The 12,753-nt window shown below is 71.2% G+C and carries 8 protein-coding genes; 4 read left to right on the plus strand and 4 right to left on the minus strand.

From position 1 onward, the window contains the following. Positions 1-7,025 (minus strand): hypothetical protein (locus tag PKD06_RS15775; RefSeq protein WP_324381730.1); only part of this gene is annotated, 7,025 nt, incomplete at its 3' end. Positions 7,026-7,323: 298 nt separating this feature from the next. Here PKD06_RS15775 and PKD06_RS15780 point away from each other — a divergent pair. The 3 genes from PKD06_RS15780 to PKD06_RS15790 all read left to right on the plus strand — a co-directional run bounded on the left by PKD06_RS15780 (position 7,324) and on the right by PKD06_RS15790 (position 8,831). Beyond that, entirely contained in the window at positions 7,324-7,650 is a 327-nt protein-coding gene (locus PKD06_RS15780; RefSeq protein WP_324381731.1) for an Hpt domain-containing protein, read from the plus strand. A gap of 96 nt (positions 7,651-7,746) precedes the next feature. Beyond that, the gene (locus PKD06_RS15785; protein ID WP_324381733.1) at positions 7,747-8,067 is read left to right on the plus strand and encodes a 2Fe-2S iron-sulfur cluster-binding protein; all 321 of its coding nucleotides are present in this window, start codon (positions 7,747-7,749) and stop codon (positions 8,065-8,067) included. Next, entirely contained in the window at positions 8,064-8,831 is a 768-nt protein-coding gene (locus PKD06_RS15790; RefSeq protein ID WP_324381735.1) for an SDR family oxidoreductase, read from the plus strand. The genes PKD06_RS15785 and PKD06_RS15790 overlap by 4 nt, the downstream gene beginning before the upstream one ends. A 1-nt stretch (position 8,832) precedes the next feature. Here PKD06_RS15790 and PKD06_RS15795 read toward each other — a convergent pair whose 3' ends face one another. Continuing rightward, positions 8,833-10,008 carry a VWA domain-containing protein gene (locus tag PKD06_RS15795; RefSeq protein WP_324381737.1) on the minus strand — a complete coding sequence of 392 codons (1,176 nt, stop codon included), beginning with the start codon at positions 10,006-10,008 and terminating at the stop codon, positions 8,833-8,835. 78 nt (positions 10,009-10,086) lie between these two features. On the opposite strand from PKD06_RS15795, the gene PKD06_RS15800 reads away from it, so the two are divergent. Further along, entirely contained in the window at positions 10,087-10,440 is a 354-nt protein-coding gene (locus PKD06_RS15800; RefSeq protein ID WP_324381739.1) for an ArsC family reductase, read from the plus strand. A 19-nt stretch (positions 10,441-10,459) separates the two neighbouring features. Here PKD06_RS15800 and PKD06_RS15805 read toward each other — a convergent pair whose 3' ends face one another. After that, positions 10,460-11,905 (minus strand): amidase, encoded by a 1,446-nt coding sequence (locus PKD06_RS15805; protein ID WP_324381741.1) that lies wholly within the window; start codon positions 11,903-11,905, stop codon positions 10,460-10,462. 113 nt (positions 11,906-12,018) lie between these two features. After that, positions 12,019-12,753, minus strand: a 735-nt coding sequence (locus tag PKD06_RS15810; protein WP_324381743.1) for a rhamnosyl transferase, incomplete at its 5' end; no start/stop codon positions are given.

A 12,753-nucleotide genomic window follows, 5' to 3' on the forward strand; every position in this document is an offset into this window, starting at 1 on the left:
ATGCGCTGGTCGATCTGCTCGGTGACCTTTCCGCCCTGCGCGGCGAGGGCCTGGACGGCCTCCTCGCCCCGCGTGGTGAAGGTGCGGGACAATTCGGCGATGCGCTCGTCGATCTGCCCGGTGACGGCCGCGGCCTGGCTGGAGAGGCCGTGCAGCAGCTCGCTGCCGCGCTCGCCGAAGAGCGTGGTGAAGCGCGTCGTCGCGGTCTCGAAGAGCGAGGACACCTCCCCGATCTGGTTGCCCAGCGTCGCCGTCACGATGGCGCCCTGGCTGGCCAGCCCGTCGAGGGCCTGCCGGCTGCGCTCCTCGAAGAGCCGGCCCAAAGCCGCGAGACGCTCGTCGATCTCGGTGCGGATCGCTTCGCCCTGGCGGGTGAGGCCGGCGATCGCGGCCCCTCCATCCTCGGCGAAGAGGCGCGAGATCTCGCCAGCGGATCCGCTCATCGTGGCGCGGAGGGCGTCGCCATGGCCGGCCAGCTCGGCCGTCAGCGCCTTGCGCGCCTCGGCCATGACATCCGCGAGCCGCGTCCCGCCCGCATCGAGCAGGCGGCCGACCTCGGTGACCTGGGCGTCGGCGCGGTCGGCGAATTCGCGGCCGCTGAGTTCGATCCGGCCGGCGATCTGGGAGCCTTTCTCCTCGAAGAGCCGCCCGACGAGGTTCAGGCGATCGTCCAGGACCGCCGCGACGTTTCCGCCCTGCTCGCGCAGGGCCTCGACGACCTGCGGCCCCTGGCCCTCCAGCAGCGACTTGAACTCCCCGCTTCCCCGGTCGAGGAGGCGTGAAAGCTCGGCGATCTGGCCGCCGAGGGTCGTGGTGACCTCGTGGCCCTGCCGCGCGACGGATTCGATGAGTCCGCTGCCGCGCGTCTCGATCACCTGCCCGATGACGGCGAGGCGCCCGTCGAGCAGTTGCGAGGTCGCCTCCGTCTGCTTGGTCAGGGCCGCCAGCGCGTCCCGGCCGCTTCCGCTCAGCAGGGTCGCGGCGCCTTGGCCGCGCTCCTCGATCAGCGCCGTCAGGCGCGCGGTGTGCTGTTCGAAGGCCGTCTCGGCCTTGGCGGTCTGCGCCTCGAGATGGGCCACGGCCTCGCGGCCGGAGCGCTCGAAGCTCGAGGCGAGGGTGGTCGCGCCGCGGTCGAGCAGGGTTTCGAGGCCGCGGCTGCGCTCCTCGAAGAGCCGCGCCAGCTCGCTCGCCTGGTTGCCGAGCGTGCCGACGGCCGCCTGGCCACGGCTCTCCAGAAGCTCCGCCACCTCCGTGCCGCGCCGGCCGACGAGATCGACCATGGTCTGCGTGCGCTGGTCGAGAAGCTGGATGGTCTCGGTGGCCTGGTTGCCGAGCGTCGCCATGATGTGATGGCTGCGCTGCGCGAGGAGATCGGCGAAGCCGCCCGAGCGCTCGTCGAAGAGATTGGTGACCGCCGCGGTGCGGTCGTCGACCGTCTGCGCGAAGGTTTGCAGGCGCCCGTTCAGCACCTCGATCAGGTGGCCGGTGCCGCGCTCGATGGTGGCGGTCAGCTCGTCGGAGCGCTCGCCGAAGAGGCGGCTGCGCTGGTCGAGGATCTCGGCGATCGAGACGCCGCCCTTGTCGAACAGGGCGGCGAGATCCTGCATGCGCCCGCCGAGCGTCGCGAAGACCGAGCGGCCGACGCCGTCGAGCTGCTCGGCGAGAGCCGCGCGGCGCTCGTCGACGAGGGCGGCGAGGCTCGCCGCCCGCTCCTGGGTCGCCTCGCCGAAGGCATTGGCGCGCGTCTCCAGGACCGAGACGAGGTCCCGGCTGCGCTCCTCGATGGCGGCGATCAGGCCGCGGGCATGGTTGCCCATCGCCGTCTCGACCTCGCGGCCATGGGTTTCGAGCGCCTCGACCAGGGCGGCCGCCTGGACGCTCATCGTAGTGTCGAGGGCCTTGCCGCGCTCGTCGAGGGTCGTCGCGGCGATGCCGAGAGGCGCCACGACGCGGGTCTCGAGCCTGTCGAGCCCGCCTTCGAGCGCCGCCGCGATCCTCTCGGCGCGGCCCGACAGGGCGGTCTCGATCTCGGCGGCCTTGCCGTCGAGCGCCATCTTGATGGCGTCGGTCCGGGCCAGGACGTCGGTCGTGATCCGGTCCGCATGGGCGCGGAGCGCCTCCGCCATGTCCTGGGCCCGGCGGTCGAGCGTCTCCGACAGCTCGCGCGAGCGGGCGCCGAAGGTCTCGTCGAGGAGGGCGGCGCGTCCGCCCATGGTCTCCCCGACCTTCTCGGTGAGGCTTTCGATCGTGCGGCCGATCTCGTCCGTATTGGCGCGGAGCGCCGCCGTCATCTCGCGGCCGTTCTCGACCAGGACGCGCGCCATGTCGCGCACGCGCTCGGCCAGGGCCTCGTTGAGGGCGGAGGTATGGGCGCCGATGCGCTGGTCGAGCTGGGCGGAGACGCCGCCGATCTTCTCCGCGAGTTCCGCCGTGCGGGTGGTCGCGTGGTTCTCGAGCGCCGTGAGATTGGCCCCGAGCGAAGCCTGGGTCTCGCGCGCCTGGGCGACGAGCGTCTCGGCGATCCTGGCGCCGTCCACCGTCAGCAGGCGGCCCATCTCTTCCAGCCGGACCCCGATCGTCTCGCCGAAGGCCGCGGCCTCGCGGCCGAGGCGTTCGGCGAGGGAGAGGCCGCGCGTCCCGATCGCCTCGTCGAGGGCGGCGAGCCGGGCGCCGAGCGCCTCGTCGAGCGCCTTCCCGCGCGTCTCGATCGTCTCCTCGAAGGCGCCGAGCCGGTTGCCGAGCGTCGCGTGGATGGCGCCGCTGCGGTCGGCGAGCCGGCCGTCGAAGCCGGACAGCCTCTCGGCGAGCTGCGTCTCGAACTCCTTGGTCCGCGCATCCAGCGTCTCGGTGAGCGTCTGGCCGGTGCTCTTGAGCACGTCGTGGATGCGGATGCTCTGGCTGGCGAGTGCGCGCACGACCTCGCGGCCGGTCACCGCCAGCGCTTCGTTGACCTCGGCCGTCCGCTGGCCGAGCGCCTCGGCGACCTCGCGGCCCTGCGAGCCGACGGCCTCGCCGACCCCTGCGAGGCGGCGGGACAGATCCTCGGCGATCTTGTCGACGGTCGCGTTCAGCTCCTCCTGCGTCGCGCCGGAGCGGGCCTTCACCTCTTCGAGGAAGCGGTCGTGGAAGGTGCCGAGATTGGCGGTGAGCGGGCTGCCCTGGACGCGCAGCGTGTCGTCGATGCGCGTGCTGATCTCGCCGAGCTGGTCGGCCAGTTCCCCGCCGCGCTTGGCGAGCGATTCGCCGCTGGCCTTGCCGATCGCCTGAAGGCGCTCCTGCAATTCGCCGCCGACCCGCTCGAAATCGCCGGTGGCGCTCGTCCCCGAGACGCGGATGCGGTCGGACAATTCCTCGCCGCGCCGCGCGATTTCCGCGAACACGCCCTCGGACACGCTCCGAAGCGCGGTCTCGATCGCGCTGCCGCGCAGGCCGAGTTCCTGGGCCACGGCGGCGCCGGCGGTCGCGATCTTCTCGCGCGCCTCGGTGCTGCCGGATTCGAGGAGCGCGGAAACGCCCTTTCCGGCTTCCTCGATCGCGGCGCGGGCGTGGTCGCCCCGCTCGCGGATCTCGTCCGTCAGGCCGCCGCCGATCCGGGTCAGGCTGTCGACCAGCTCGTAGCTCTGCTTGGCCAGGGTCTCCGCGAAGCGGGCCGAGGAAGTCTCGACGCCGGAGCGGGCCTCCTCGCCGCGCTGGCGAAGAGTCTCGGTCACCGCCGTGGCGGTGGCGGAGAGCCCCGTGGTCAACTCGCGTGCCTGCGTGGCCAAAGCGGCCGTGAATCCAGCCGCCGCGCCTTCGAACTCGGTCGAGACTTCCTGGCCCCGGCCGCCGATCGCCTCGACGGCATCCTTGGCGATCTGCGCAAACCTCTCGGCGAGGATCTGGCGCTGCTCGTCCAGGAGGCCCAGCAGGTCCGTGCGGAGCGCTTCGAGTTCCGTCCTGGCGCCGGCCTGCTGGGCCGCGACCTCGGCGACGAAAGCCGCGGAGGAGCCGGCCATGGCGTCGCGCAGGGCGGCGGACCGGGAATCGACCAGGTCGACGAGGGCGGCGGAGGCGCGTTCCATCTCCTGGCGGGCCTCGCCGGTGCGCAGCACGATCTCGGAGACGAGCCCGGTTCCGACGCCGGAGATCGCCTCGCGCAGGCCGCTGCCCTGGCTGGAGAATTCGCCGAGGAGCGAGGTTCCGGCCTCGGCGATGCCCAGGCGCTGCGCCTCGAGGAGAGCGAGCAGTTCCGTGCGAAGCGTGTCGAGTTCCGTCCTGGCATTGGCCTGCTGGGCTGCGACCTCGGCGAGGTGGGCCTTGGAGGAACTCTCCATGGCCTCGCGCAGGGCGGCGGCGCGGGACTCCACCAGATCGGCGAGGGTCGCGGAGGCGCGTTCCATCTCCTGGCGGGCCTCGCCGGTGCGCAGGACGATCTCGGAGACAAGCCCGGTCCCGACATTCGCGATCTCGTCGCGGAGGGTGCCGCCTCGAGACACGAATTCGGCCGCGATGGAGGTCCCGGCTTCGGCGAGGCCCCGGCGCTGGGCGTCCAGCTGGTCGAGCAGCGCGCCGCGCAAGGCTTCGAGTTCCGTCCGGGCGCCGGCCTGCTGGGCCGCGACCTCGGCGACGAAGGTCCTGGAGGAGCCCTCCATGGTTTCGCGCAACGCGGTGGAGCGGGATTCGACCAGGTCGGCGAGGGTCGCGGCGGCGCGCTCCATCTCCTCGCGGGCCTCGCCGGCGCGGCGGACGATCTCGGAGACGAGCCCGGAGCCGACATTGGCGATCTCGTCGCGAAGGGTGCCGCCACGAGACGTGAATTCCGTCGCCATGGAGGTCCCGGCCTCGGCGAGGTCGCGGCGCTGGGCGTCCAACTGGTCGAGCAGCGCGCTGCGCAGGGCTTCGAGTTCCGTCCGGGCGCTGTCCTGCTGGGACGTGATCTCGGCGACGAAGGTCCTGGAGGAGCCCTCCATGGCCTCGCGCAGGGCGGCAGCGCGGGATTCGACCAGCTCGACGAGGGACGTGGAGGCGCGCTCCATCTCCTCGCGGGCCTCGCCGGCGCGCCGGACGATCTCGGAGACGAGCCCTGAGCCGACATTCGCGATTTCGTCGCGGAGGGTGCCGCCGCGCGAGGCGAATTCGGTCGCCATGGAGGTCCCGGCCTCGGCGAGGTCGCGGCGCTGGGCGTCCAACTGGTCGAGCAGCGCGCTGCGCAGGGCTTCGAGTTCCGTCCGGGCGCTGTCCTGCTGGGACGTGATCTCGGCGACGAAGGTCCTGGAGGAGCCCTCCATGGCCTCGCGCAGGGCGGCAGCGCGGGATTCGACCAGCTCGACGAGGGACGTGGAGGCGCGCTCCATCTCCTCGCGGGCCTCGCCGGCGCGCCGGACGATCTCGGAGACGAGCCCTGAGCCGACATTCGCGATTTCGTCGCGGAGGGTGCCGCCGCGCGAGGCGAATTCGGTCGCCATGGAGGTGCCGGCCTCGGCGAAGTCGCGGCGCCGGGCGTCGAACAGGCCGACGAGGTCCGTGCGCAGGGCTTCGAATTCCGTCCGGGCGCTGTCGCGCTGGCCGGCAACCTCGGCGACGAAGGCCTTGGAGGAGCCTTCCATTTCCTCGCGCAGGGCGGTGGAGCGGGTCGTGACGAGTTCGACGAGCGAGGCGGCGGCGCGTTCCATCTCCTTGCGGGCCTCGCCGGCCCGCAGGACGATCTCGGAGACGAGCCCGGTCCCGACCGTCGAGATTTCGTCCCGCAGGGTCTCGCCGCGCGTCGTGAAGGATTCGGTGAGCGAGGTGCCGGTCTGGGTCATGGCCTCGCGGAAAGCCGCCGTGCGGGCGTCGAGATTGGTCTCCATCTCCCGGCCGGTCCGCGCGAGTTGGACGGTCAGCTCGTTGGCGCGGGTGACGAAGCCTGTTTCCAGCGTCTGCGCGGCCCGTTCGAGGCTCGCGCGGGATTCGCCGCCCTGGGCGACGAAGGTCGCGATGACGGTGCTTCCGGTCTCCGCCAGCGTGCGCGTGACATGGGTCGCGCCCTCCTGAAGGCTCCGCATCAGGATCTCGCCCGTGCGCTCGAAGGCGAGGGTGACGTCGGCCGCCTTGGCCGTGAGGGCGCCCGTGACGGCGTCGCCGGTCTCGGTGACGTCCTTCTTGACCGTCTCGGCCGTGACGTTGATGCGCTCGACGATGTCGGCGCCGCGCAGGCCGAGTTCCGAGACGAGCTGGCTGGCCGATTGCTCGAGCGCCTTGTTGAGGGTCTCCGAGCGCTTGTCGAGCCCGGTGGTCACCCGCCCGCCCGCGGCTTCGATCGCCTCGACGACCGCCTTGCCGCTCTCGCCGATCTGCGCGGCGAGCAGCGTATGGGTGCCGGTCAGCGCGGCCCGGACGCGGTCGGCATGCTCGACCACGGCCTGGCGCTGGGAGGTCAGTTCCTCCAGGAGCGCCCGGATGCGCGCCTCGTTCGAGGAATAGGCCGTCTCGAGGCTGGAGATCTCGCCCCGGACCTTGGCCTCGATCTCGCTGGCGCGGCCGAGGGCGCGCTCCAGCCCCTCGCCCACGGCGCCGATCTCGCGGCGGATCGCGCGCGAGACGGAGGTGACGCCGGCCGCGGCGAATTCGTCGGGCCGCGTCAGGCGGATGGCGACCTCGCCCACGCCGCGCGCGATGCGCCGCATGTCCTTCGAGCGGGCCGTCAGCATCGCGGCGATCTGGAACAGGAAGAGCGGCCCCAGGAGGGCCGCGGCCGCGATGGCGAGCTGAAGGGGAGACAGCGACAGGGCATAGGCCCGCACGTCCTGGCCTTCCGCGCGCCACCAGGTCAGGGCGCCGAGGGCCGCGAGCCAGGCGAGGCCAGCGAGGACGGCCCAGAAATAGGGAGCCCGCGACGGGCGCGCGCGCAACGTCGCGGTGAGAAGCTCGACGACATCCTTGTCGTCGTTGGCCACGGAAGCCGGATCGGGAGAGACGACCTCGATCGCGGCCGGTCCGCCCCCGGCGAGGTGACGCTCGTCCTCCGGCTGGCCGGTGGAGGAAGAAAGCTTCGGTTCGCTCGCCATTTGCCGCCTCGGTGACGCAACATGCGGGAAGGGCTGACCGCGACCGGGCCGGCTTGCGCCGGCGGCCGAAGCCTTGCTGCCGTCCGGCCTCCTCAGACGCGGACGGCGGGCAAAGGTTAACCCGCATTTACCATGGCACTCTAACTTTGACGGCCCGGGGTGGGAACCCGAGCGGCGGAAGGACCTGTGAACGTCGTTAACGTCCTGGTAACCACGCCTTCGCAAATGGCGGCATCCGGTTCGGATCCGCGCAGGCTTTGCGGATTTTCGAGCGGCCCGTTTCCCCAGGCGAATTCCGATGGCCGAGACAAATGCCTCCGTTCTCGACCTCGCCTATCTGCGGCAGCAGACGGCGGGCGACGCCGACCTGGAGCGCGACCTCCTCGCGCTTCTCCTGTCGCAATGCGCGAGCCTCCTGCCTCTTCTCACCTGCCCGGACGACGAGGCGCGGCGGCGCTCGGCAGCCCACAGCCTGCGTGGCGCTGCCGCGGCGCTCGGCGCCCGGCGCCTCGCCGCCGCCGCCGCCGAGATCGAGGCGGGGAAGAAGCCCTCCATCGCGATCGAGCAGGCCGTGGAAGAGGTCAGGGAGGCGATCGGCCCCCTCCTGGAGCGCGGCGCGGGCTGAGCGGGGCGCGGCCCACCCGCATCTACTCGCCATGTCGCGCCGGCTGGCTTAAACGGCCATCGCCCGCGCCGGTCCCGGCGGGCGGTCGGAGCCAGCATGCCCAAGATCACCTTCATCGATACGCACGGCACCAGCCGCACCGTCGAGGCGCCGCTCGGCTGGACGGTGATGGAGGCGGCCGTCAAGAACGACGTGCCCGAAATCGAGGCCGAATGCGGCGGCGCCTGCGCCTGCGCCACCTGCCACGTCTATGTGGACGAGGACTGGCTCGACGTGGTCGGCTCGCCCGAGCCGATGGAGGCCGACATGCTCGACTTTGCGTCCGACCTGCGTGCCAATTCCCGGCTTTCGTGCCAGATCAAGGTGGAACCCGACCTGGACGGCCTCGTCGTCCGCACCCCTGTGAGGCAAGGATGAGCACGAAGCCCGCCCCCCGTCCCGTCGTCGTCGTCACGGGAGGCAGCCGCGGCATCGGCGCGGCGGTCTGCCGCCTCGCCGCCGCGCGCGGCTTCGACGTCGCCGTCAATTACCGCACCGAGGCCGAGGCCGCCCGGCACGTGGTCGAATCCTGCCGGCAGGCCGGGGCGAGGGCCTGTGCGATCGCCGGCGACATGGCCGTCGAGAAGGATATCGTCGCTCTCTTCGACGAGGCCCAGGCGCAACTCGGCCCGGTCTCCCATGTCGTCAACAATGCCGGCATCACCGGCCGGTCGAGCCTGCTCGCCGACGCCTCCGCCGAGGTGATCCGCGCGACGATCGACGTCAACGTGACCGGGGCGATCCTCGTCGCGCGCGAGGCCGCCTGCCGCATCTCCACGCGCCGGGGCGGGCCGGGCGGCTCGATCGTCAACATCTCCTCGGTCGCGGCCGAGGTCGGCAGTCCGAACGAATATGTCTGGTACGCCGCCTCGAAGGGCGCGGTCGACAGCCTGAGCGTCGGGCTCTCCAAGGAGCTGGCCCCGGACGGCATCCGCGTCAACGCCGTCGCGCCCGGCATGACGATGACGGATATCCACGAGCGCTCGACGGGGGATGTCGCGCGGATCGAGCGCATCCGGCCGCATATCCCGATGCAGAGGATCGGCGAGCCCGAGGAGGTCGCCGAGGCGGTGGTCTTCCTGATGTCGGACGCCGCCTCCTACATGACCGGCGCGAGGCTGAAGGTGTCGGGCGGGCGATAGATCAGCGCAGCAGCGTCTTCATCGCCTCGTCGATGCCCTCCAGCGTCAGCGGGAACATCCGGCCGCCGAAGAGCTGGCCCATCATGCCGATGGACTGCGAGTAGTTCCAGCGCACCTTCGGCACCGGGTTGAGCCAGACCGATTTCGGGAAATGCGTCGTCAGGCGCTCGATCCAGACGCGGCCCGCCTCCTCGTTCCAGTGCTCGACCGAGCCGCCGGGCATGGCGATCTCGTAGGGGCTCATCGAGGCGTCGCCGACGAAGACGGCGCGGTAATCCGAGGGGAAGGTGCGCAGCACGTCCCAGGTCGGGATCGTCTGCTCGTACCGGCGCCGGTTCTCCTTCCACAGCCGCTCATAGGGGCAGTTGTGGAAGTAGAAATGCTCGAAATGCTTGAATTCGGAGCGCGCGGCCGAGAAGAGCTGCTCGGCCGTCTCGACATGCCAGTCCATCGAGCCGCCGACATCGAGGAAGAGCAGCACCTTGACCGCGTTGTGCCGCTCGGGCCGGAGCTTCACGTCGAGCCAGCCCTTGTGGGCCGTCTCCCTGATGGTCTCGTCGAGATCCAGCTCCTCTGCCGCCCCGGTGCGGGCGAAGCGGCGCAGGCGCCGGAGCGCGATGCGCATGTTGCGGATGCCGAGCTCGACCGTGTCGTCGAAGTCCTTGAACTCGCGCCGGTCCCAGACCTTCACCGCCCGGAAGTTGCGGTTCTTGTCCTGGCCGATGCGGATGCCCTCGGGATTGTAGCCATAGGCGCCGTAGGGCGAGGTGCCGGCGGTGCCGATCCATTTGGAGCCGCCCTCGTGGCGGCCCTTCTGCTCCTTCAGGCGTTCCTTCAGCGTCTCCAGCAGCTTCTCCCAGCCCATCGCCTGGATCTGGGCCTTCTCCTCCTCGGTGAGGTATTTCTCGGCCAGCTTCTTCAGCCATTCCTCGGGAATCTCGGCCTTCTCCAGCGCCGCGCCGAGCGTCTCGATTCCCTTGAAGACATGGCCGAAGACGCGGTCGAACTTGTCGAGATTGCGCTCGTCCTTCACGAGCGCCGCGCGGGAGAGGTAATAGAAATCCTCGACCTTCTTCTCCGCCAGGTCCCGGTCGAGCGCCTCCATCAGGGTGAGGTATTCGCGCAGGGTCACGGGCACCTTCGCGGCGCGAAGCTCTGTGAAGAAGGTCAGGAACATGGGCCGTTTGTCGACCTCGGGGGAGGGGCGGTCAAGCGCCGGGCTTGAGGGCGCGGCCCGGTTGTGCGAGCGAGGGCCATGGCGACGGCGACCCTCTACGGCATCAGGAACTGCGACACGATGAAGAAGGCGCGTGCTTGGCTCGACGGCCACGGCGTGGCCTATGCCTTCCACGACTACAAGACGGCCGGGATCGATCGCGGGCGGGTCGAAGGCTGGGTCGGGAAGCTCGGCTGGGAGGCGCTTCTCAATCGGGCCGGCACGACCTTCCGCAAGCTGCCGGAGGCGGAGAAGGGCGCTCTCGATGCCGCCAAGGCCATCGGCCTGATGCTGGCGCATCCCTCGGCCATCCGCCGCCCCGTCCTCGAGCGGGGCGGGGAGATCCTCGTCGGCTTCAAGCCGGACATCTACGAGAAGGCGTTCGGCGGCTGAGGCCGTTCGACGGGGTGTCTCAGACGCCGCCCAGGAGGGCAGGGCGGCGGCGCTTCACCCATTGCGTCGCCTGATCGTAAGCATGGGCGATCCGCAGGACCCGCAATTCCTCGCCGCTCGGGCCGGCGAGCTGCATCCCCATCGGCAGGCCCGCCTCGCTGAAGCCGACCGGCACGCTGATGGCGGGGGAATTGGCCATCGTGAAGGGCACGACCACCTGCATCCAGCGGTGATAGGTGTCCATGGGCCGCCCCTCGATCTCCTGCGGCCAATGCGTCTCGATCGGGAAAGGAAAGACCTGTGCCGTCGGCAAGGCGAGGATGTCGAAGCGCTCGAAGAGCCGGCGCACGGCCTCGTACCAGGCGGTGCGCCCGCGCAACGCCTTCTCGACCTCGAGGGCGCTTCGCGACAATCCCGCCTCGGCCTCCCACTGCGCCTCCGGCTTCATGAGCGCGCGCGTCCGCGGATCGGCATGGATGTCGTGGCGGGTGCCCGCGAAGCCGGCCTGGCGCAGCACGATCCAGTCCTGGAACGCCTGCTCCAGGGGATGGGCGGGCCGCGCCTCCTCGATATGGGCGCCCAGCCCCTCCAGGGCCTTGAGGCCGCTTTCGCAGAGGTCCCTGATCCCGCGCTCCAGCGGAATCTCGCCGCCGAAATCGCCGAGCCAGCCGATTCGCCAGCCCTTGACGTCGGTGTCGAGCGGGGCGGCGAAGGCGCTGCCGTCCTCGCGGATCATGCTCGGAATGCGCGCATCGTAGCCGGACTGGACCGAAAGCAGCATGGCGAGGTCGGGCACGGTGCGGGCCATCGGGCCGGAGACGGCGAGCGAGGTCGAGAAGACCTCCTCCGTCGAGGCCGGGACGCGCCCGTGGCTCGGCCGCAGGCCGAAGATGTTGTTGTAGGCGGCAGGATTGCGCAGCGAGCCGCCATGGTCGCTGCCGTCCGCGACGGGAAGCATGCCGAGGGCGAGGGCGACCGCCGTGCCCCCGCTCGATCCCCCGGCCGTCTTCGTCTGGTCGTAGGCGTTGAGCGTCGGGCCGAAGACGTTGTTGTAGGTGTTCGAGCCGAGGCCGAATTCGGGAACGTTCGTCTTGCCGATGAAGATCGCGCCGGCGGCCCGCATGCGCTCGACCATGATCGCATCTGCCTCGGCAATGGCGGAGGCGTAGATCGGCGAGCCGAGCGTCGTGGGGAACCCCTTGCAGGGCGTGAGGTCCTTGATCGCCTGAGGCAGCCCGTGGAGCACGCCCCGCCGGCGCCCGGCGGCGATCTCGTCATCCGCCGCCCGCGCTTCCGCCAGGACCGCGTCGCGGTCGCGAAGCGAGACGATGGCGTTGACCACGGGATTGGTCCGCTCGATCCGGTCCAGGAAGGCCGTCATCACCTCGCGGCACGAGACGCGGCGCTCGGCGATCGCGCCGGACAGTGCGGTCGCGTCCCAATCTGCAAGGTCGGATTCCGGCACGTCGCTTGTCCCCTGTTTCCGGCGGGGAGCAGGGGGGCACGGCCGGGGAGCGCGGTCAAGCGGCCGGATGCGGGGATGAAGCCCGGGGCCACACCTCCCCTGTCATCCGATCGTCAACGGAAGGCGCCATCCGGGGGGCCGAGGCGCCTTCCGACCCCGTCCCGCAGGCCGTTGCGGATCGCCGCCCGGCATTCCCGCGAGAAGCCGTTGCGGAGGAGATAGACGGGCAGCCGCAGCGGCAGCGAGAGCAGGATCTTCGCCTTGTGCGCCCGGGGCACGTGCGGCAGCCGCATCATGTCGAGCTGGTTGCGAAGATAGGTGTAGAGGCGGCGCGGGGGCTGGTCGGCGAGGAGAAGCCCGAGGACAGGCAGCCGGATGACGCCACGCCCGAGCCTGTGGTCCATGTGCACCCGGTCGGCCACCCAGATCGAGAAGCCGCGCGCCTCGGCCCTGAAGCACCATTCGAGATCGATCGCGTCGATGAAATAATCCTCCCGGAAGGGCCCGACGGCTTCCGCGGCGGCGACATCCACAAGGGAGCCCGACGAGATCACGAAGGAGACGCGCCTCGCCTCGTCCCGCAGGCCGGCCGGGGCAGGGGCGGGCAGGGCCGCGATCTTCATCGGCTGCCCTTGCGGATCGAGGGGGCGGGGGCCGACGACGGCCGGCCGCTCGCCCGCGGCGGCGAGGCGGGCATGGAGATCGGCGAGGCGGGGGGGGGCGTCCTTTGGGGGGCGGCTGTCCTGGGCGAGGAACAGCACGAAAAGGGCCCCCGCCGCCCCCGGCCCGGATCGCCCCCCGCCCCCCCGCACCCCCCGGAGCCGTGGACCCGCCTGCTCGACCAAGCC

This window comes from Enterovirga sp. (assembly GCF_035325185.1).
In the GTDB taxonomy this organism is placed as follows: Bacteria; Pseudomonadota; Alphaproteobacteria; order Rhizobiales; family Beijerinckiaceae; genus Enterovirga.